General features: G+C 49.9%; 19 protein-coding genes. 1 reads left to right on the top strand and 18 read right to left on the bottom strand.

From position 1 onward, the window contains the following. Window positions 1-14: 14 nt before the first annotated feature. The 5 genes from Q4491_RS13070 to Q4491_RS13050 all read right to left on the bottom strand — a co-directional run bounded on the left by Q4491_RS13070 (window position 15) and on the right by Q4491_RS13050 (window position 8,162). On the bottom strand, window positions 15-1,406 hold the full coding sequence (locus Q4491_RS13070; protein ID WP_303458010.1) for an aldehyde dehydrogenase family protein: 1,392 nt from the start codon (window positions 1,404-1,406) through the stop codon (window positions 15-17). A gap of 12 nt (window positions 1,407-1,418) precedes the next feature. Next, window positions 1,419-2,801 (bottom strand): glutamine synthetase family protein, encoded by a 1,383-nt coding sequence (locus Q4491_RS13065; protein WP_303458008.1) that lies wholly within the window; start codon window positions 2,799-2,801, stop codon window positions 1,419-1,421. Window positions 2,802-2,886: 85 nt separating this feature from the next. Next, window positions 2,887-4,320 carry an ethanolamine permease gene (gene eat, locus Q4491_RS13060; RefSeq protein WP_192016184.1) on the bottom strand — a complete coding sequence of 478 codons (1,434 nt, stop codon included), beginning with the start codon at window positions 4,318-4,320 and terminating at the stop codon, window positions 2,887-2,889. A 424-nt stretch (window positions 4,321-4,744) separates the two neighbouring features. Next, window positions 4,745-6,184: a DUF1254 domain-containing protein gene (locus tag Q4491_RS13055; RefSeq protein ID WP_303458006.1), complete on the bottom strand. Its 1,440-nt coding sequence runs from the start codon at window positions 6,182-6,184 to the stop codon at window positions 4,745-4,747. Between the two features lie 403 nt (window positions 6,185-6,587). Next, on the bottom strand, window positions 6,588-8,162 hold the full coding sequence (locus tag Q4491_RS13050; RefSeq protein WP_303458004.1) for a methyl-accepting chemotaxis protein: 1,575 nt from the start codon (window positions 8,160-8,162) through the stop codon (window positions 6,588-6,590). Between the two features lie 481 nt (window positions 8,163-8,643). Between Q4491_RS13050 and Q4491_RS13045 the strand changes: the two genes are divergently transcribed. Then, window positions 8,644-9,597 (top strand): S9 family peptidase, encoded by a 954-nt coding sequence (locus tag Q4491_RS13045; RefSeq protein WP_303458002.1) that lies wholly within the window; start codon window positions 8,644-8,646, stop codon window positions 9,595-9,597. Window positions 9,598-9,709: 112 nt separating this feature from the next. Here Q4491_RS13045 and Q4491_RS13040 read toward each other — a convergent pair whose 3' ends face one another. The 13 genes from Q4491_RS13040 to Q4491_RS12985 form a co-directional block, all read right to left on the bottom strand. After that, window positions 9,710-10,879 (bottom strand): serine hydrolase, encoded by a 1,170-nt coding sequence (locus Q4491_RS13040; protein ID WP_303458000.1) that lies wholly within the window; start codon window positions 10,877-10,879, stop codon window positions 9,710-9,712. 332 nt (window positions 10,880-11,211) lie between these two features. Then, complete coding sequence (locus Q4491_RS13035; RefSeq protein ID WP_303457998.1) at window positions 11,212-13,005, bottom strand: pilus assembly protein TadG-related protein; 1,794 nt, start codon at window positions 13,003-13,005, stop codon at window positions 11,212-11,214. 234 nt (window positions 13,006-13,239) lie between these two features. Continuing rightward, window positions 13,240-13,575, bottom strand: coding sequence for a DUF3613 domain-containing protein (locus tag Q4491_RS13030; protein ID WP_303457996.1), 336 nt, complete (start codon window positions 13,573-13,575; stop codon window positions 13,240-13,242). Next, a complete protein-coding gene (locus Q4491_RS13025) occupies window positions 13,575-14,330 on the bottom strand; it encodes a M48 family metallopeptidase (RefSeq protein ID WP_303457993.1) in 756 nt (251 codons plus the stop codon). The genes Q4491_RS13030 and Q4491_RS13025 overlap by 1 nt, the downstream gene beginning before the upstream one ends. A 59-nt stretch (window positions 14,331-14,389) precedes the next feature. Further along, window positions 14,390-15,286: a type II secretion system F family protein gene (locus Q4491_RS13020; RefSeq protein WP_303457991.1), complete on the bottom strand. Its 897-nt coding sequence runs from the start codon at window positions 15,284-15,286 to the stop codon at window positions 14,390-14,392. Window positions 15,287-15,469: 183 nt separating this feature from the next. Next, window positions 15,470-16,366 (bottom strand): type II secretion system F family protein, encoded by an 897-nt coding sequence (locus Q4491_RS13015; protein WP_303457989.1) that lies wholly within the window; start codon window positions 16,364-16,366, stop codon window positions 15,470-15,472. Next, entirely contained in the window at window positions 16,363-17,622 is a 1,260-nt protein-coding gene (locus Q4491_RS13010) for a CpaF family protein (RefSeq protein ID WP_225445208.1), read from the bottom strand. The genes Q4491_RS13015 and Q4491_RS13010 overlap by 4 nt, the downstream gene beginning before the upstream one ends. 36 nt (window positions 17,623-17,658) lie before the next feature. Then, on the bottom strand, window positions 17,659-18,762 hold the full coding sequence (locus Q4491_RS13005; RefSeq protein WP_303457986.1) for a hypothetical protein: 1,104 nt from the start codon (window positions 18,760-18,762) through the stop codon (window positions 17,659-17,661). A gap of 1 nt (window position 18,763) precedes the next feature. Further along, window positions 18,764-19,894, bottom strand: coding sequence for a type II and III secretion system protein family protein (locus Q4491_RS13000; RefSeq protein ID WP_303457984.1), 1,131 nt, complete (start codon window positions 19,892-19,894; stop codon window positions 18,764-18,766). A gap of 41 nt (window positions 19,895-19,935) precedes the next feature. After that, window positions 19,936-20,988 carry a Flp pilus assembly protein CpaB gene (gene cpaB / locus Q4491_RS12995; RefSeq protein ID WP_303457982.1) on the bottom strand — a complete coding sequence of 351 codons (1,053 nt, stop codon included), beginning with the start codon at window positions 20,986-20,988 and terminating at the stop codon, window positions 19,936-19,938. A gap of 64 nt (window positions 20,989-21,052) precedes the next feature. Continuing rightward, on the bottom strand, window positions 21,053-21,532 hold the full coding sequence (locus tag Q4491_RS12990) for a TadE family protein (RefSeq protein WP_303457980.1): 480 nt from the start codon (window positions 21,530-21,532) through the stop codon (window positions 21,053-21,055). Next, window positions 21,520-21,921, bottom strand: a complete 402-nt coding sequence (locus tag Q4491_RS21525) for a prepilin peptidase (protein ID WP_368393511.1) — start codon at window positions 21,919-21,921, stop codon at window positions 21,520-21,522. Before Q4491_RS21525 ends, Q4491_RS12990 begins: the two co-directional genes overlap by 13 nt. 2 nt (window positions 21,922-21,923) lie before the next feature. Next, window positions 21,924-22,133 (bottom strand): Flp family type IVb pilin, encoded by a 210-nt coding sequence (locus Q4491_RS12985; RefSeq protein ID WP_303457978.1) that lies wholly within the window; start codon window positions 22,131-22,133, stop codon window positions 21,924-21,926. Window positions 22,134-22,264: the final 131 nt, after the last annotated feature.

Below are 22,264 nucleotides of genomic sequence, written 5' to 3'. Positions count from 1 at the left end.
TCCTTAACGCCGGTTCAGGCCAGTGATTTAATATGAAATGACTTCGGACGTGTCAGCGCCGCAAAGCCCAGAGCCGACAAGGTGCAGCCGCGGCCAGACTGTTTCACCCCGGTCCAGGCCAGCGCCGGATCGAGATAATCACAACGGTTAATAAAGAAAGTACCGGTTTCCACCTGCTGACCTAAGGCAATACCCCGCTCAATATCACGGGTAAAAATGCTGGCGGTCAGGCCAAAATCGCTGTCGTTCATCAGCGTGATAGCTTCTTCATCGCTATTCACTTTCATAATACCGACAACAGGCCCGAACGATTCTTCGTGCATCACGCGCATCGAATGATCAACCTGGGTCAGAATCTGCGGCGCCAGATAGGGCGATCCGGCCTGACTGAGCGGAAAAGCCTGCTCATCAATATGGGCAACTGCACCCTGCGCTATCGCCTCCTGAATCTGGCCACGGACAAAATCAGCGGCACTGGTACGGACCAGCGGCCCCAGCGTCGTGCCCGGCTCATCCGGTCGGCCCAGCTTATATTGTCTGACGATCGCTACCGCTTTTTCGACAAAGGCGTCATACACAGAAGCGTGAACATAAATACGTTCAATACCGCAGCACGACTGGCCGCTGTTGAAAAATGCCCCGTCAATCACGGTGTCAGCCGCATCATCCAGATCGGCATCTTCGCGCACGTAAGCCGGATCTTTACCGCCCAGCTCCAGTCCAACGCCGATAAAACGGCCTGCGGCGGCTTGCTCGACATGCGCGCCGGCCGGTACTGAGCCGGTAAAGGCGACATGATTCACCGCGTCAGACTGGATCAGTTTAGTGGTGTCTTCGTGCGTCAGATGCAAAAACTGAAACACCCCTTCCGGCAGACCTGCGGCATCAAAAGCCGATTTCAGCCGCTCAGCACACAGGGGCGTTTGTGCAGAATGCTTGAGGATGACACTGTTACCGGCCAGCAAGGCAGGCACAATACTGTTGATGGCCGTCAGGTACGGATAATTCCAGGGGGCGATCACCGCCACCACACCAACGGGCTCACGGGTAATGTAACGGCTGAAGCCGGGCTTGTCGGGTAAAGTGATCGCGGCCAGCGCCGCATCGCTTTCGGCGATCATATGGCGTGCCCGTTCCGCCAGACCGGCAATTTCACCCTGCGCATAGCGGATCGGTCTTCCCATCTGCCAGCAGATTTCCTGGCCGAACTCCGCTTTATTGGCTTCAAACCAGTCAACCGCTTTGCTGCACATTGCCTGACGCTCGCTCAGTGCAACGCTGGCCCAGCTTTTCTGGGCACTTTTCGCCAGCGTCAGCGTTTGCTGAATCTCATCGCCAGAGGCAAGCGGACGCGTGACATACACACTGCCGTCTACCGGCGATATCGTTTGTTGCATTCGAGTCATGACGCATCTTCCTTAAATAATTTCGAAATAACGATCCATTTCCCAGTCAGTCACGTGTTTTCTGAATTCACGCTCCTCCCACTCACGGCTGGCAGCAAAGTGCTCAACGAACTCATCACCGAACATGGTTCGGGCAGCGTCAGACTGCTTAAACCGCTGCGCGGCATCCCACAGGGTACGTGGTAATTGTAGCTCTGGTGCATGTTGCTGTTCGTAGGCATTGCCCTTCACCTGCTCGAACGGTTCCCATTCCTGCATAATGCCGTACAGACCGGAAGCCACGGCGGCTGCCAGCGCGAGATACGGGTTAGCATCTGCTGCGCCTAAGCGGTGTTCGATGCGCTGGGATTGTTCACTGCCGGGGATCACCCGCAGGGCCGTGGTACGGTTTTCCACGCCCCAGGTGGCATCTGTCGGTGCCCAGAAGCCGGGGATCATACGGGTATAGCTGTTGATGGTCGGTGCAATCAGACACAAAAACTCAGGCATTAAGCGCTGCTGGCCGGCCAGAAAATGGCGCTGCAGTTTGCTCATATTGTGAGTCTGTGTCGGGTCGTAGAACGCCGACGAGCCGTCTTTGTTTTTCAGCGACACATGAATATGGCCACTCTGGCCCGGATAGTCTCCCGACCATTTCGCCATGAAGGTCGCCAGCAGATCCCTTTTCTGAGCCAGTACTTTCATAAAGGTTTTGAACAGTGCCGCTTTGTCGGCCGCCGCTTCAGCGCCATCAACCGCGATGGCGGCTTCTAAAACACCGGGGCCGGTCTCTGAGTGAATACCCTCAATCGGAAAATCCATCTGCTCACTCATGCCCAGAATGGCTTCATACAAGCCGGAATGCACCGAGTTTCGGATCATCGAATAGCCAAACCAGTCCGGCGTGATGGTTTCCAGGTTGCGAAAGCCTTTTTCTCGGGCTGAGTGCGGTGTTTCATTGAAAACGAAGAACTCATATTCAAGGGCGGCAAACACGTCAAAGCCCATGTCACTGGCTTTTTGCAGCACCTTGCGCAAGGTGCCGCGCGGGCAGACTTTTTCGGCTTCATCGGTAAATTCGGCAATAAACAGCAACATACCTTCTTCACCGTAAACCTCCCGGCAGGTGTGCGGCAAAATGCGTACCGGGGCGTCCGGGTAGCCGGTATGCCAGCCGGTATAACGGGTATTGTCGTAGAGCTGATCTTTGGAGTCCCAGCCCAGCACGACGTCACAAAACGCGAACCCCTTTTCAAGCGATGAAAAGAACTTGGATTTCGACATATATTTACCGCGCATGATGCCGTCGTTATCAAACAAGCCGACTTTCACGTGGGTCAGTGCGCGTTCTTCTACAATGGCCATTGCATCGGCAATCGTCTTCACTTCTCTGGCTTCCATGTGTACCTCTTTCATCAAGATGACTCGTTCCTGAGCCTGTTTGGAGATAAGTTCAATCCGGACGCACTGACCAACAGCGGCAGCGCGTCCTCAAATGACATTAACTGAGTTCAGATTCTGCATCAGCAATCAGGTCAAACTCTTCTTCCGGCGCATTGGCGACAATACGGTGACGGCTGTACAGCGTGAAGTAAGTCAGCATGACAGCGTAAAAAAGGGCGGACCACAGCGCCGCCTGCAGGCTCACCACAAAAGTGGATGCCAGCGCTACCAGCGACAGTGCCAGCGCAATGCCCGAGGTCAGCGTGCCACCCGGCGTTTTATAAGGGCGTTCCAGCGCTGGCTCTTTGCGGCGCAGAATAATATGGGACAGACTCATCAGAGCGTAAGATACGGTCGCGCCAAACACCGCCATGGTGATCATCAGATCCCCTTCGCCGGACAGCGACAACAGAAAGCCGATGATGCCGGGCACGATGAGCGCCCAGACAGGCACTTTACGCTCGCCGGACAGCGACAGAAAACGCGGCAGGTAGCCGGCACGCGACAGTGCAAACACCTGGCGTGAGTAGGCATAAATAATAGAAAAGAAGCTGGCAATTAAGCCGAACAGGCCAACAAGGTTAACGAATTTCGCCGCCAGCGATTCCGTGCCGTACACCGACTGCAAAGCACCAACCAGCGGCGCACTGTGCGATTTCATGGCTTCGGCTCCGGCACCGCCCGGCACCAGAATCAGCACCACAGCGGCAAATACTATCAGTACCAGCATGGAAGCGATAATGCCACGCGGCATATCTTTGGCCGGATTGGTAGCTTCTTCAGCCGCCAGCGGCACACCTTCGACCGCCAGGAATAACCACATGGCAAATGGCAGTGCCGCCCAAATTCCCATGTAGCCTTCCGGCAAAAAGGCGCTGGCGCCGGCGACATCTGAATTAACGGCAATATCAAAAAGGTTGTTGATGTCAAAATGCGGCAGCATACCCAGCGCAAAAACTATAATCGCAATCACCGCCAGCAAGGTGATCCCCATCATAATACGCAGTGCTTCTCCGGCACCCCACAAATGGATACCGACGAACACACAATAAAAAGCCGCGTATACTATGGGCCCGTCAATACCGATTAACTCATTCACATAGCCGCCGATGAAAATCGCAATCGCGGCAGGGGCAATGGCATATTCCAGCAAGATAGCGGTGCCGGTCAGAAAGCCTCCCCACGGGCCCATGGCGCGACGGGCAAAACTGTAACCACCGCCTGCCGTGGGAATAGATGACGACATCTCGGCCAGACTCAGCACCAGGCACATATACATCAGCCCCATGACTATCGTGGCCAATAGCATGCCGCCAAACCCTGCCCGCTCTAAGCCAAAGTTCCAGCCAGCGAAATCCCCGGAGATCACATAAGACACACCCAGGCTTGCCAGCAGTACCCAGCCAGCTACGCCTTTTTTGAGTTGTCGTTTACTTAAGTATTCGTCAGAAACGGTATGGGTTTCGACGGCTTGCTCGTTGCTGCCAGACATAACTTTTCCTTTTCTACAGTGAATGAAGTTAAATCGCACATATTGTTAAGCTTTTGTTAACTTAATGGTGGCATCTACTGCCCGGCAACAAGAATCAGTTAGGCTAAAACTAAGGTATAAGTTTTATTAATAGTAAGTGGCATTTCCGTGACGGCGAGCCGCTATGTGATGAATTTTAAGAAGAAAATAGCAGGTTTTTGTGTTCGCTTATGTGTGACCGCTGATGCCGGGGCAAGACAGGAGCGAACGCCAGTGCAACCACCTCGGGTACCAGAAACAAAACCGCTAACAGCAAAGAGGGGGGATGAAATAAGCACCGGCAGCATCTGAACATAACGAAGAGACCACCCCATGCTGCGGCGCATTTTCGCAACGCAGAATGGGGTGGTCTTTGTAAAATGATTCAAAGCACTGCAGGGTTACATCATTTTGCAGCCGGAATCGGAACCGGAACCGGTTTTGGCTTCGGATAGTCACCGCTAATGATGGCTTTATCCGGTCCGTAGTTTCGCAACACAATCCAGAATGGTCCATCGGGTGATGGCAACCAGTTACTTTCCTTATCCGGCCCAGGTGACTCATGCTGGAAATAAATCGTTAATGAACCGTCATCGTTGCTTTTTACTCCCGGAGTCGTACTTGACAGCGAATATCGGTTGATCGGGTTTTCCACCAGCCATCGCTGTGGCAGTTTATACATAGTGAATGACCAGAAATATTTCACTGGTGGTATCTGCCCCGCAGGAAAAGTCACTGAATAATTATTTTTACTGGCATCAAGAGGCTGATCATTCGAATCAAGCGGAATAGAAAAATATACCGCCTGCTCATTAGCATTACCAAAAATACCCAGCACAACCCCCAATGTCCGCTTCAGATAATCCGTGCCAATCCGCTCGCGACTGCCAAACAGTGTGCCTGAATCCAAAGTAGGATCGTTTCCGGCTTTCTGGAATTCGGCCAGCGCATCCTGTACCCCCGCCCGCATCGCATCCTGAATCGAGAGGTCTAAGGCTGAAAAGTCAAAAGGTTCGCCCGTGCCAATGCCTAAGGCTTTGAGTTTATTGTACTCCGCGGCATCATTCGCATTGGGTGACGTAAACGGGAGAAGAAAGTCAGCGTAGCGCCAGAATTGATCTGTTTTTTCATCGCCTTCTGTCCATGCCGGCCAGTCAATGGCCGGTGCTGGCGCTGGGGCGGGCTGACCCAGGAATTCGCTGAGCGGTTGCAGCTTGTACGCTTGCTGTATCTTCTCAACATTAGGCATATCATCCTGCCCTCCGATGAGCTGTGTACGTGTCAGCGTCCCCAGGAACTGACTCTCCCCGCGGATGACTCGTTTAATACCTTCTGGCGTTTCACCTTGCCAGTCCGGTGCAACGAGCATGAAGCTTCCGCCACCGTTGCCATCATTCAAAGAGCCGGGATTATCAATAACATATGCCCACAAATCATCCCACTGGCTGGTGTAGTAACGCTGAGCTTCTATCTCAGGCAAAGTGACTACCCAAGGCTCAGACCGCAAATCCACCCAGGCATAAGAATAAGGGGTATCAATATTGGGTGTGACAATATCTGTGTCTGCGGGGGTAGACGTACCTAAATGCAGCCACTTGCCAAATGCCGCATCCCCTTTAATTGCCTGAGAATACATAGTGCGATAATTCAGCACTAAGGGGTAAACAAAAATGTACGCATCACGGGCATATTCGCGCGCCTGCTCAGCAGTTAAAGAATTCGATGAAGATGAGGTTGTCGTTGTAGCAGAAGCTGTATCCGCGGAGGGATTGGAAGCAGCTTGATTCGGATCGTTACACGCGACAAGCAAAGTCGTCGACAATGTCACGGCAAGTAGACGTTTCATGCGATCAATTCCTGTTGTTCATTTTTAGAAAAGATAACTGTTCGGACTTCGTGTACCACAATGCAAAAACACGCGAGCCAGCCTGCGAAGACGTTATTGCTACTGCTTCAAAGCAGACCGTTTGTAACTTTAGACCAAGACGGAAAGATAAGCATCTAATATCACAATACTTTCAGGCCAAGATTTCGGAATCAGACCATAACAACCAGAAGCAGGATGGTGACGAAAACACGACAGAATCCATTGTTAGGCAGGGAAATGAACGCAGTTGAACGAGCTTGAAGAATTTACGCAAAGTGAACATTTATTCGGGCAATGAAGCAGAACGCCTGCCCGGAAAGTAATGCTCGTTCAGCAAGGGAGAACCTGCTCCCTTGCTGAAGAGTCAGTTAATCAGAAATAACTATCGTACCTGTCTTGCCAGTTTGAAAGCCCCCACCAGTCGATCCAGTTTCTCTGCCAGGCCGGCCAGATCCTGACTGGTTTTTTCCAGCTCCATACTGGCATCCAGCCCGGCCTGCACCGCCTGATTCACCGTATCCATATTGAGATTGATTTCATTGGCCACACTGGATTGCTGCTCTGTAGCCGTGGCAACCTGAGTGTTCATGTCCAGAATCGCGACAACCTGACCCGAAATTTCGTCCAGCGCACTCAATGCGTCTTCGGTGGCTTTGGTGCCTTCTTCAGTCAGGGATTTGCTGCTTTCCATCGCAGTCACTGCGTTTTTCGCTTCATGTTGCAGCTGGTCAATCATACGCTGGATTTCATCGGTCGACTGTGCCGTTTTAGTCGCCAGATTACGCACTTCATCCGCGACCACAGCAAATCCACGACCGGCCTCACCGGCACGGGCTGCCTCAATGGCCGCATTCAGCGCCAGCAGGTTCGTTTGCTCGGAAATGCCGCGAATCACATCGAGAATCGAGCCGATTGACTGCGTTTTATCTGCTAACGTCGCAATCACAGCAGACATGTCATTCATTTCACCGGCCAGATGATTGATGGTATTGGTCGCCGCTTGCAGCGTCTTGCGTCCGGCCTGAGTTTCGCTGTTCGCACTGCCTGCAGACTCTGCGGCACCTGCAGCGTTATTGGAAATTTCATTAATCGTTGCGATCATTTCATTCATCGACGTCACCACCAGTAGCGTCTGTTCGCTCTGGTCTTGCCCTCTCGACAATGCGTGCACCGACTGATCACGCAGCGAAGCTGCAGAGCGTCCCAGGCCAACACCTGTATCAACAACTTGAACGATGATGTCGTTGATCTTGCTGACAAAGATATTGAATGCTTCAGAAATACGGGCTATCTCATCATTCCCTTTTACCGGCAAACGCACCGTCAGGTTGCCATCGCCTTTGGAAATATCTTCCAGCGCCTGCTGCAATCCGGTAAGCGGCATGAACAAACGGTTCAGTATCCACATCAGAAAAGCCGCGCAGATGATAAAAATAATGATGATGGCGGTGAGCTGAGCAATCACAATTTCACTGGCGGCATTATCGACTTCTGTAATAGGAATGCCGACGTCGAACGCGCCGTAAAGCGATCCGTTCACATGCACAGGCATCATGATGTCGTATACCCAGACTTTCTGAACATCCGCATACCACTTGGAGTGTTTCGGTTTACCCTGCCCTGCCCCTTCCACTGTGTAGCTGTCGTCATAGACTTTGTTCAGCTTTTGCGGATCACTGTGGGCAATGGCCGTGATATGCTTATTAATCACTACGGCATAACTGATATCGCTGCGCTGCTTGAGCGACAACACCAGTGCCTGTAAATCGTCTTCCGGCTGCTGAGAGTTCTCAAGCACATACTCAACATTCTTTGCCAGTAGCTCAGCTTGTACCTGCGATTTTTTTAAAATAATACTGTCTATTTCCTGATGAGAAATATACGACGTAGACCAAATACTCGCTATCGCTGCAATGGCAAACATTGCACAGACAACCATCACTATAAATTTTTTCATTAAACGTTAACCCTGACTGTGTGGATTTGTAAAACTCATTGATATCAAAGGAATAGATACATTAACGAACTTATTTTTTGTTGTGCTGAAAAATCCAATGTTTGACCAGAAATGAGCAGACAAAATGCAAGCCTGATTTCATCAGACATGGGTTGCGATAATCCACTTTTTTAATACTTTATCTACATAATTTGAGGTGAATGCACATTTTAACGCACATTATTCTTTTTAGGTATCAATATAAAAGTAATCAAAAAACCACCCATTAAAAACACATAACGGGCATAATTTAATCACATTCAACTGTTTCAGAACTCTTTTTAACTAACGTCCGTTGATAGATAGCTTTCACCCTTCCTTAAAACAGCAAGCATCTTCCAGCAAACAGCAAACAGCAAACAGAGACACGTTTTCTTTAGCCGTTCCCACGATACTCTTGCTGGCACATTACACCTACTTTTAGCAGCTGATGGTGATCTGAATGAAACTGCTTGTCCTGTTATTCGTCCTGACGCTTTCGGCCTGTTCATCAGAAGAACACATTGTTTTCCGGAGCGGCGATAATCAACTGTCCGGGGTGTATCTGCCACCAACAAGGGGCAAGACTAGCAAGGCGGTGCTGCTATTTGTTCATGGTGACGGTGAAATGCCCCATGACGCTTACGGATATTACCCTTTGCTGTGGGATCAGCTCCGCGCCCAAGGGTACGCGATCATGAGCTGGGATAAACCTGGCGTCGGGAAATCTAGCGGAAACTGGCTTGAGCAGTCGATGGCAGACAGACAGGCCGAAGTGCTTGATGCGATTCAATGGGTACAGTCCCGATATGGTTTCACTGCCCGGCAAACCGGTGTAGTGGGATTCAGCCAGGCCGGTTGGGTGCTGCCGTCACTGGCAACCGATCATCAGGCACAGTTTGGCTTTATGGTTGGTATTGGCTTTGCGACCAACTGGATTGAGCAAAGTCGTTACTATACCCGGCTCAAACACACTGAGGCCAGCGCGACAGAGGCAGAGATTCAGGCCGCCCTCAGCGCGTATGACGAGGAAATTGCCTTATTGCTACAAGCACCCGACTATACAGACTACCGGCAAGTGATGGGTGATCACGTCATGCTGGCAGACAGGTACCACTTTGTTCTGAAGAATCTGCAGTCAGATGCCCGGCAGGACTACCCGCTGATTCGCACACCTGCTCTGCTCATTTGGGGAGAGGATGATCTCAATGTCGATGCCCGGCTTGAGTTTGAAAGACACCAGCGCGCTTCAAATCCTTTTGTCTCAACCCGGCTGATCGCAAGCCGAATTACTTGGCTATCCCCTCGACAATCGCGGCAGTCTGGTCGAAATACTGCTGGGTATGGATGCTCGTTTCACGGGCACAGCCAGTTTTCATTTTCAGATTCCGGTTCAGTTGGCACAAATGCAAGATGAGTGATTGAGGAAAACGGCCAGCCATCCAAAACCCGAATACATTTTTAAACACTGAGCCTACCGGAAACTTATTGTTTTCAATCATCTCGCAAAATGTGAAGCGGGCAGTGCTTCATCGGCTTTCAGCAACGTACTCGACATTCTGAAGCCCAAGTGCCGGGAGAATATAATCGGCCAAGAGCTGTAGCGGGTAATCTTCATCCTGATTAAAATAAGCCCCGGAAGTCATGGCAAAGATCAGGCGATATTCGGGCACGACGAACATTTCCTGCCCACCACTGCCACGCATCCCTGCGATCGTCACTTTCTGTCCGTCAACACGAATATCCGGCAGCCACCAATTGTAGCCATACTCAATCGACTTCCACGACCAAAACTTACCGCGCGCAATAAAACTCTGTTTAACCCATTGCGGATCGAGCAGTTGCTGGCCCTGCCACTCACCCTGATTTAAATAAAGCTGTCCAAGTTTGGCTAAATCACGAGTTCGCAAATACAAACCTGACGACCCTAAATACTGGCCGGTCACTTCGTGCGCAAACCATTCGTAATTCGTAATGTTTAACGGTTCAAACAAGGCTTTTTCCGCGTATTCACGCAAATTCTGCCCAGAAACCCGTTCAATCACTCCCCCTAATAAAACACTCGCTCCGCCCTGATAAATAAACCTTTCGCCGGGTGCAAAGGCCATAGGCCGCTCAAGAATATAGGCATAGGGATCGGGGGATAACCACATCTTCATGGCATCGCTGTTCTGAACACCCCATTCCACCCAATCCAACCCCACATTGAACATCAGTGCATTTTCTAACGTAACATCCGATTTGTGCTCCCAATCTGCAACGCGCTCCTGCGGAAAATAGCTGAATAATGGCTGTTTCAGATCCGGAATATCACCAGATTGTAAAAGGCGGCCGATCAAAGTCGCCGTGACTGTTTTTGTCACCGAACGCATCTGATGAGAAGTATCCGGGCCCGGCGGATAATGCGTCGGCATCGGGGTTCCGGTTGGCGTGTTCACAGCTGGATAATATTGTTCAAACACCAATTGACCATCTTTGGCAATCAGCAGGGAATGCACATTCTTCCGCTGACTACGACTCACAAATTGATGAAGTGAAACCAGTTTATCCTCATCAAAACCCAATGCCTTGGGTTTGTTTTCGGGCCAATCTTGCTGGCTGGAAGCCTGAACCCAACTGAAATCACTCATATCCACGTAGTTTTGAATATAAAACGAGACAGCGATCGCTCCCAGAGTAAGCAATATCAATTTTTTCACAGCACGTCCTAATCACCGTTCAGATCAAAAGCGATAGTGAATAGCAAGCTTACTTAAGCAGTAAAAGGCACAAAGTGGGGTTTTCAGCGCTGAAACACATAAATTTTTTCAGATAGAAAAACAGATCGAATCATTCAGTGAAATCAATCACAACTCAAAACACTCAAATCAAATAATCGCAATGGCTCAGAGAAATTTTATAATCGGGAGATAATGCAGACACGACTTATATTGTACTGGCCACTCTTTGAATTTCCCTCTACTGAATTGACGATTCGAAGTAAGCCGGGAATCCATTGAAACACGAAAATCAAAACATTCTCAGCAGATCATTATTCAATCAAACCACCACCGTCCACATCAATTGAGGTGACGAATACGTCGGCCGTGCCGACTTGAATGCCGAGGACTTGCGATAACAATGGCTCCAACACCGACAATAACAGTGAATTCAATAATGACGCGACTAAAGGTAAAACAGTATTTGTCAGTAATCCAAGCACAACGTTGATCACTCCGTTAAGCAGCCCTAAATTAGCCACATTTAACTCAGCATCCAGCTCAATGTTATTCAGGGTGTCACTCAACGTTGCTCCAATTGGGGGGGTAACACTTCCCACTAACTGAGGAAGTTCAAGCATTGGATCAACTGCTTGTGTATGCTCGATAAAATCAGATGTAGAAACAGGCACATCTGCAGATATATCGATCTCCACTGGCACCGTGCCAAGAACAACATTAACATAAGCACCTATCTGGATAGGCTGAGTCACATCCCCAAAATCGGTCGCATCATTTGGTGGACCACCATCACCTACCTTTAAAAGCGCAACCGATGGTTTTGTCGCAAAGGCCATAGTCATACCGTTTCCACCGGACAACTGACAACCATTGGCATCTAATAAACGTGTTTCTGCTTTCGCAACTTCGGCGCTTACGCCAATTGTACCAACCTTTAACACTAACACGCCCAGATCTAACCCCCCCCCAAAGAGTGTGGCTTTCAATTTTAACTCAACCTGAGAAGTCGTCACTGAAGTTACAAAACCATCCTCTGTACTCGCAGGTAACACTCCCATAGTAAACTGAGGTGGCTCTATAACTTTCAGCGCAACAGCAAGACCAGCTACGCCCAAATCGACTGCGAGATTAGGAACTAATAGAAAATTATCTTTATTCGCTGCATAAATGGCCCCAGAAACCAAATCGAACAATGCAATTTGGCTAGCTAAAGCAGCACGTCGAATTTCGTCATTAACATCACTGTTCGCACCAGCCGCCAATTTTATGATATCCGAAAGGGTAAGATATAATGCAGATACTTCAGGCATACTCTCCAGCTGATTTAACGCTGGTAAAACATCCGCATCAAGCACGGCATAATCACTAACTGCAATAATGTTGGCTTCAATAAACTGTGCAATTGTTAACTGAGTATCTAACACCTCATCCAAAGTACCAGCAGTCAAATCTACTGCCAGTAACCCCATATCATTCAACGCACTAAGTAGCCCCGCCAAACGGACTTTTGTATCAGCCAAACCTTGATAAGAAACAACGGAAAGATTGCCCCCTAATGCAGCCCCCAGTACTGAGTTCGTCAAATCGACATCGACTGTTCTGGATCCCACCCCAAACCCAACCGACATACGTTTATAAACCGCCGCCGACGCGCTCAGGGTGACATCGTTCGGGTTATACAGCTGTGAAATCAAACTGCCGGGTACGGTTTTACTGATGGTGACTCTGCCAGCACTTTTGACTGTAGTGCTGGCAGGTTCGAATTCCCATTCATTGCCGGCGATCTGCGCGGCACCGAATTCAATCGTTGGGTTTGAGGCTGTGGTATCAAAACCATTGGCTGCCAGATTCTGTTTTACCAGAGTCTCCAGCGTATCTTTATTGTTGATTCCGTCGATATAGCAGGCACTTCGCCCTAAGCTGAGTGCCGCTAAATCGGCCTGTTTCTGGAGCTTACGTTTTTCCATGTACAGGCGGCCGGTGTCGACGGCCATTGCCAGGAACAGCACCATGCTGACCATGAGTAAAATCAGACCTACCCCAACCGCGCCGCGCTGGCGGGATATCCGAGAAAAACGACCAGGCGATCTCGATGTACTCAACATATCCTAGCTCCTCATGGCGACTGTGAGTGATAACACTGATGCCTCAGTGTGCCGCCAGTGCTGATGATTCTCATGCCTGTGCCAGCGCAGAGGTGTTATCAGTCAGCGTCATGTTCCGTTAAGTGGATTCCCGCCTACGCGGGAATGACAGGTCAGTACGTGAAAACAACAAGTCAGTACGCGAAAAAACGAGCCAGTGCGCCAAGTTCGTGTGAGTCGGCTTTTGATTCACCATTAACTGCCACCAAAGTTGTCTTTAATAAATTTATCCGGAATCGGGTGGCTGAAGCTCTGTTGCATCCGCTGCTGTGTCGCCTTCGCGGCTTCTGGCGTCAGGGTATCGGTCTGGGATGTTGCCATCTGGCCGCGCGTCTGCATATTCAGCCAGAGCTGAGTCATGTTCTTGCGCTCACTTTTCATGACCGGTTTTAACTGCGCTGTGGTGCTTGCCGGGTACGCACTGATTTCTCCCGGTTCTGTCGCTGAACGTGTTTCTGCCATAACCGGCGCGGCAGTGCCTGCAAGCGCAAACGCCATCGCAGTGATCAAAGAGGTGTATGTCCTTTTCATCACAAAGCTCCTGTACTTTCTTTGCCCGTTTGAGAAGGATCCAGCTGCAACGGTCTGAAGGCAGTAATGGCATCCATCATTTCCTGCTGATCGGCATAGTCCCATTCGAACCGGGAAGCCAGCGTCGCAGCCGCTTGTTTCTGGTTGGTTTTCAATAAAACGAACCACAGATTTTTCGCCGCATTCGGGTGCGACGGATTCAGCTCCAGCGCAGTTAACAATTCATCTCTGGCTTTCTGATCCTGCCCTGTTACCAGCAGCAAAAAGCCAAGATCATTACGGACATCGGCTTCAACCGGGGCGGCTTTGGCCGCTTTTTCCATCCACTTCATGGCGTCCTGCATATTGCCCTGATACGAAGCGATCAAACCCAGTCCGTGATACGCACTGCCCGAAAGGCAGGTGTTAAGCATGCCTTTATACAAAGCGGACGCTTCATCCCATTTGCCCAGTTTGCGGTAGCTGTTAGCACGCATTATCCGCACGCTCAGGCCATCTTCATCCAGATCATCCAGTGCTGCCAGCGCCAGATAATACTGGCCTTGATCCATTTGCTGTTTCACCATCGACAGCTTCATGCCGTCTTTAGCGATCAGTGTTTCACCACAAGCGCCAGACTGTACGGCCTTGTTTGCCGTTTGCTGGGCCGTTTCTTCCTGATGCGAACCCGAGCAAGCAGTCAGCGTTATTGCCAGCAGGCCGCCTGCCCAATAGCGGTAATACCTGATGAATCCGTTGCTAAACTGACTTTTCATATCCACATCCTTGTCATTCTTATTGTTACTTTACCGCCGCACGTTAATGGCAGGAGGCATCAACTGCCAATCGCCTTGACGAGTGCCATGAACCCCGGTCCGGCTAGCACAACAAACAGTGCCGGAAACAGGAACACCATCATGACCACTGACATTTTCCCCGACAGTTTGGTTACTTTTTCCTGCAGTTGAGTGCGCCGTCTGTCCTGCAACAACTGAGATAACTGATTCAGCGAAGCCGACATATTGCCGCCGGTTTCAGATACCTGTGCCAGCATGGTTAACAAATCCTGCATGCCAGTGGAATCATTCACACTGGCCACTTCGCTAAAAGCAGAGGAACGTTCCTGGCCCGCTTCAATTTTGCTGAGTACCAGTTTCAGTTCTTTATTCAGCTCAGGAGTCAGTTCCGACAGTTCACGGGTCAGGGTGCGCAACAAACTCTCCAGCGACAAACCGACATCCCACAAAATTTTCATGACCTGCAGGCCGATAATCATTTCTTCATCAATAATCCGGGTGCGCTTGGCCGCTTTTTTCTTAAGCCATTGAATAGTGAGATACGCCGTACCGAGCGCACTGATAAACGCCAGACTGATTTTATTGTTTACCGGCGCATCGGCCTGGATGAGCTGACTGGCGAACACCAGCTGAACGGCACACCACACGGCTGCCATTCTGAACACGGCCAGTGTCTGCTCGCGGTTGGAGATGTATCCGGCTTTACGCATCATCTCCAGAATATCACTCAGAAATGAGGCGTTGTGCCGCTTGGTTTTCCCCCATAACATCTGGCCTGTCTGAATCACACGCTCGCCGGGCGTCTTACCCAGCGATTTGGCAAGATTTTGCTCTACACTGCGTGCTTTTTGTAATTTGACTGACCAGTACATCAAACCGGCCCCGCCTGCAGTGAGCAATAAACTGGCAATGATCAAATAAGCGGTGACTGTCATTCTCTACCTCTGTCTATACCTACTCTGCTTTGCCGTCCTTAGATTCCCGCCTTCGCGGGAATGACGGCGAGTCGGCGTGTACGTCATTAAGACTTCTCGCCACTGCACGCTTTTTATCTTTTTACTTCGTCATCCCCGCGCAGGCGGGGATCCATTAAGCGGCATGAACCCAGCCAAACCGCCTTATAACGACCGAACCATGCGCCACAGCACCAAGGCGCCCAGTACCTGCGCCCCAATGCCCAGCATCAGTGCCTGCCGGCCTGACTCATCGGCCCACATAGACAACAACTGCTGGGGATTAGACACCAGCATATAAATTGCCATGGCCGTCGGTGCCACTCCCATCACCCAGGCTGTCACCCGGGTTTCCCCTGTCATCGACTTCAGTTCACGCTGGCTGCGTTCCTGCTGATGCAGCAGCTCAACCAAATTCTCTAATGCCGCCGTCACGCTGCCGCCAAACTGATGATTCACCTTAAACACAGAGCCAAGCAGGGCAAACTCCTGTACACCCGTTATTTTTGCTTCTTTATAGAAGGAGTCATAAAGTTCTGTGCCCAGGCTGGTACGCTGAACCGCCCGTTGCGCAGCACTGCGTAAAGGGTTATTCATCGCGGGCAGTACCTGCTCGACTGCTTTGTTGAGCGACATGCCAACATGTATACGGCGATTAAGGTGATCAATAAATCCTGGTAACTGCTGAAGAATCCTCCGGCGTTTATTACTTTTTCGAATCTGCCCCAGCAGGAGAATAAATCCCACAGAAACAAGCAAACCAATGCCCAGCCCGCCAATACCAGACAGGCGAGCCAGCACGAAAGGCCCGCACAACAGGCAAGCCGCATAAACCACCAGCATGTAAACCGATGTGCTCAACCCCAGTCGCTGCCAGTTTTCCTGCAAGCGATCCTTGCGCTGGACAGGCCGTTCGTCTGCACCCTGTTTCCGGGCTTTCTCTGTCGCAGCTTTTTCTGTTGCAGCTTTGGAGGTCGCAGCTTTGGGACGCCTGGTGGCAATCACCATTAATACGCAGCTGGCAAGCAGCAATACCACCGCGATAAAGATCGCGCTGTTCATAGCCCCTCCTCCAGCTTTTTACGCAGGTGGACTGACATAGCATCAACAGGCACAAAATCTTCTGTCTGCTGGTTATATTTATACAGTTCCTGAATGCGGATCTGATCGTCTGCCACGTCTTGTACTTCAACAATGTGAGTAATGACCCGCTTACCGCTTGGCAGTCGTGAAACCTGAACAATCATATCCAGTGCAGTGGCAATAATTTGTTTAATCAGCGATTCGGTGGAAGTGAAACCGGCCAGTGTAACCATCATTTCCAGCCGCACCAGCGCATCGCGGGGGGAGTTAGCATGCAGGGTACTCATCGACCCTTGGTGGCCTGTGTTCATCGCCTGCAGCATATCCAGCACTTCACCCCCACGGCTTTCACCCAGAATGATGCGATCAGGCCGCATCCGCAGGGCATTTTTGAGCAAATCTCTGGCGGTAACTTCGCCATGGCCCTCTGAGTTCGGCGGACGGGTTTCCAGACGGACAACGTGCCCGTTCCTGAGCTGCAGTTCGGCGGCATCTTCAATGGTTACAATACGTTCACCGGTATTGATGTACTGGCTGAGAATATTGAGCAAAGTAGTTTTACCTGACCCCGTTGAACCACTGATCAGAATATTAAAACGCGATTTAGCACAGCTTCTCAGCAACTGATGCATGGCAACGCTCATCGCGCCATTTTGAATTAAGGTATCCGCCGTCAGACCTTCTTTTTTGAATTTCCGGATAGACAGGCAAGGGCCATCAATAGACAAAGGTGGGATCACCGCATTGATCCGGCTGCCGTCTGGCAAACGGGCATCCACCATGGGGTTGGACTCATCAATTCGCCGGCCAATTGGCGAAATCATACGGCGAATAACCCGCAAAACATGCTGATCATTCATGAACCTCAGGGAAATCCGGCTTAACTGACCGCTTCGCTCAACATAGATGTTTTTCGGGCCGTTAATTAAAATATCGTCGATGTTTGGGTCATCCAGCAGGTTCTGTAACGGGCCAAAACCGACGATTTCATCCATCAGTTCCGTGACCAGATCCTGTATATTCAGATGTTGATTCAGTTCCTTATGCTGCTGAAAATACTGACGAACGTAATCATGTACGTGCGGCTGCATTTCCTGACGTTCCATCTCGAACATCAGGCCATCTTCTTCCAACTGCTCTATGATGTAACGGTGTAATTCCGCTTTCAGAGCCAGCGTCGATTCTTCCTGCTGAATCACCAATTCCCTGCTTGGCCACACCATTTCATTTCCCATACCTGCTCCTTGATTTGAGAAATCACCTAAGGATACTTACCAGCCCAGAGAAAACTGCCAGCGTGATTTTTCTGTCGACAGCCAGAGCAATTTCTCAACCGCCTTCATATACAACCTGAACTCACCACTGGGCGGAAACAGTGCGTTAGCATTAATGTCAGTAATGACTGCAAAGGTGTACGGTAAATCGCCGCGAACTAAGATCGGAAGCTGATTTTGGATCATCTCTTTCCCCGGCATCACTTCAGGGGAAAAAGGCGCCAGCACTAAATTCACGCTGCCCGGCCTGATCCCCTGAAGGTAAAGTAATTCAGCCAGATCGCAGGCGCTTTTCAGACTGACGTTTTTCTGATCGGACAGCAGCCAATGCTGATCGCAGCGATTGACCATGAAAAACAGTAAAGGGCTGGGTGGCATACCGGTGAGATTAATAATGATATTGCTGTACATGCCTTCCAGCAGATCCATCACTTCCACCAGTGCTTCCATGGTTACAGCGCTGTAATTGTCCGAGTCCGGCATGCCGATAACATGAATACCGGTTGTGGCGTCCAGCTCTTGCTCCTGAAGCCACTGCGCACTGAGATAATCTTTTTTCTCCAGCAAGGTGAGAAAATCAATACGATCGCCGCAGCCCAAATAAGAAGACACATCACTGTATGGTCGCCCAAGATCCAATAACAGGACGGGCTGATCGTGCTTTCGTTGCAGCTGTGACGCTGCAGCTATGGCCAGCAACGCACCATCACAGTCATTGCGGGGCGATAACAGCGCCAAACGCGATGTGGCGTCAAAAGACGTCATCTGCGTCAGATTCATGATCAGATCTGTCAGTCCCTCCAGCTCACACCAGTGAAGGTGTTTGCGTACCAGCTGGTTTTGCTGAATGCCATGCCAGTGCGCCTCTGGTGTCAGATCCACCAGAATGACGCGCCGGGGCGCAAAGTTGTCCATCAGGCTTTCGATATCGGACATTGGCCAGTCAGAGGCCACTAAAATCAGAATGCGCGTCTGTTTCCAGGCCAGGTTAGAACTAAGATGAGACGCATCTTCTATCCATGTCAGCGTACACCCTTCCGGGATCGCTTCTGACACATCCAGTTTGGCGTGATGATCCGCCGTATAGGCCATGAGCTGCATCTTAACCCTCCCCTGCAAAACCCATTTTTACGGGTAGTTCTCTGGGTTCAGCATCCAGAAAAATTAATTCGAAAAAGTTGGGTTTAAACTGACGATACATTTCGCCCGGTAACGGTGGTAGTGGCGCATTGCTGGCAAAGGGTTTCACCAGATGCGGCGTAACGACCATCATGAGTTCTTTGTCATTCTCTTCTAACCGGGTTGAGCGAAAAAAGGCGCCAAGAATTGGAATGTCACCCAATCCCGGGAAACGGTTGGCATTTTTGATCGTACTGCGGCTGACCAGCCCGCTGATCACGAAGCTTTCGCCGTTGCCCAGCTGAACTGTGGTGTCTGTGCGGCGTACCGACAATCCCGGCACTATAACGCCGGAGGCCTGTACACCCTGGGCATAGTTCAGCTCACTCACTTCAGGGGCCACTTTCAGCATAATGCGATCGCCCGACATCACAGTCGGCGTCAGGTTCAGACGAACCCCAAATTCTTTAAACTCTATGCTGATATCATCATCACTGGTGCTTTTCGGATACGGAAATTCCCCACCGGCCAGAAAGGTCGCAGTATGGCCAGACATAGTCACCAGGCTGGGTTCAGCCAGCGTGTAGGCAAAACCGTTACTGTCCAGCGCACTCACTGTGCCGAGAAAATGATCCGCCACGTTGCCGATCACCAGATTGAACGCATCGCCACTGGATAAGAAGCTGCCACGAAAACCATTAAACGAAGCGCCAGTGATCGCACTGGCATTCCCAATACCCCAGAAAGTGCCGCCGGAGCCCTGCTTACCGAAAAAGAAGCCCGCTTCTTTGAGCGCACTTTTACTCACTTCGACCACTTTAATATCTGTCTGCACCTGAATATTGGATGTTGCAACACCACCGGGGTTCACCGAAATCCGGTGGCGGACTGGTTCATCTGAGCCTCGTTCCCAGATCAGAAGAGATGTCGTTCCTGTCTGCTTACCTGTCACCAGTAACTCAGAGGTACTTAACACTTTAACGCCCGCCACAGAGGGTTCACCAATGGCTGCCCGCTGAATGCGTTTCCCGGAATGCACGGTCACTTGCTGACCAACATCCATTTGAAAATCACGGGCATTGACGGACACACTCAGGCTTAGAGCCAAAAACACACATAATCCATTAACAAAACGCAGCATTCACTCTCTCCCTGTCAGTGGCTGGTGCGAACCAGAGTTCGGTTCTCGCCCTGATACACCTCAACCCGAGGCGCAACGTAACGGTATTTCACCGGAGTCGGTTTTTTCACTTCCACTTCTGCTTCGCGATACCCACCCAGCGTTTTTAATGAGATGACATAGCTGTCGTCTTGTTTAACATCTTCAGGTTCTTTGACCGTTGAATGGCTGGGTGCTGTCATCATTACAGCAGGTGCGCCCTGTGAGGTACTGGCTGTTTTCTGCGAAGAAACAATGACTTTAGGCGCCTGGATAACGCCCGCTTTTTGATTGGTACCCAGTGGCTGATCAGGAACCGGCGAGTAAGCCATCATGCTCTCTGTATCAGCCGTTAACTCAACGGCAGGTGCCAGCTCCTGGGTGCCCACCACTGCCAGCCTGAGCTGCCCCGTGGTTTCAGCCAGCAATAACTGAGGCGTATCTGTGGCAGGAACGGCCAGCACTACGGTTCTGGCCTTATCGTTAATTTGCTTCTCTGTTTTTTTACTGTCGAAGTTCAGTTGATCCCCGACAGCCAGCACTTCTACGTTACTCAGAATGCGCCGGGCGGTACTGTTATCGCCCGATTCCTTATTGGCGCGGAGCAGGTAAATCACATCTACCCGATACCCGGGATGAACATGTCCGCCGACTGTGGTCAGTTCACTGGCTTGAATCGCAATCGCGCGGTATCCCTGAGGCAGAGACTGTGCAATGGGTAACTGACCCAGCAACAGAGCAGATTTGAGGCGGGTTCCTTTCACAACAGACAATTTCAGCTGTCTGCCAATAAAAGGGGAATAGTCGCGAATGTCTTCGGCGGTGGCATCGGTTACTTGTGTGGCAACCAGCATATCTTCCGTCAACACAGCCTGTTTCGGTACATCACTAGCGAAAGCCCAGACAGTCACCACAGGCTTAGAAACAGAAACCGCTGGCGCTGAGGCTTGCGTTGAGGTGCGACCACTCAAGGTAACACCGTACCAGCCAATTAAGAGCGCCATCACCAATAAGACGGCAGCAGCAATTTTTAACGTGCGTCCCTGCATTTTACCCTCACTCTACTCGCGCTGTCTGGCAGCATAGTTTAAGAAATGCAAACTGAACGCATTTCTATAAATTCAATATTGCAGTCGATTTTAATTCGTCCGGTACAGGCAAACCGAAAGACGGTAAGAATGGTTTGTTCTTATAGTTATAGATGATGGTGACTTTACAGCAAAATGTATCTGAATCGATATTGATTGAAAGGTTATCATCCAGACTCTGCCCGAAGAGTGAGCCTCTCCCTGAATTTGATCCAGTATAGTTTTTTATTAATGATTCTGCAGACTGCTCAATATGATCTTTCAGTTCGGTACTGTCGCAAGCACCGCCGTAATAACAATTCTCATCCACATAGGAAATGCTCTTGCGAAGCGCTTCTTCTGAGACATAATTCAGCATCTGAATGGAAACAAAAATTAAGCTGTACTGGGCAATGGCATAAAAAATCATCAGCACGACAGGCAAAAGAAATATGGTTTCCAGAGCAGCAGAACCCTGCTGCTTTATCCGTTTGATCCTGAGGCACTTCTTTTTTATAGAATCCATAACGATGCGACCACCCCAACCAACAAGCTTGGTACAAAGGGAGCTTCTTTCTGGCCACGAGCAAACAACCACCAGTACACTGCGAAGCAGAAAAATGAGTAAAGAAGTACATCCAGCATCTGAGAGAAAGACAATATTAGTGCCATGATTAACAGTATTTTCACGTCAGATGCACCAAAAACTGAAAAGTATAACCCTGGAAAAGTTAGGGAACAAATCAATATCATTGAGTTTACATCTATTGCTGTCCACCCTCTATTTTCTAGATTAAAAAAACTAAATAAAACGACAAATAAGAAAATAAACAACATCCAATTTGGCACTTTCATCCTTCTATAATCAACTAATGAAAATATAAAAAGAAAAGAAACCAATATAATCTCTTTCATTGCTACTCAGGGGTTACACCAGCTGATACCACTGTGTTTTCTAGTAATGTACCCGCACCAGTTATAATACCATCCAAATTTAGCAAACTCACAGCACCAACAATCACTGCTGCAATCAAGACATACTCAATGGCAGAGGCACCCTTTTCTTCTTTGATCAGACGCTGAATAAAGTCAGTTGTGTGAATCCAGGCTAATACTACGCACTTCATAGAACATACCTCACTTTGGTTAAGCATTCTGTAGAATAGTTTTTCTTCTTCCCTGTCTCAAATATTAGATTCTATACAAATTTTGTGTAAAAAATTTATTGGATTACTTGAACTTTTTTTTCATAAGCACC

It is taken from the genome of Photobacterium sp. 2_MG-2023, assembly GCF_030547675.1.
Classification (GTDB): Bacteria; Pseudomonadota; Gammaproteobacteria; order Enterobacterales; family Vibrionaceae; genus Photobacterium; species Photobacterium arenosum.
The sequence above is the reverse complement of the archived record's forward strand: the minus strand, read 5'-3'. Positions and strand labels throughout refer to the sequence as shown.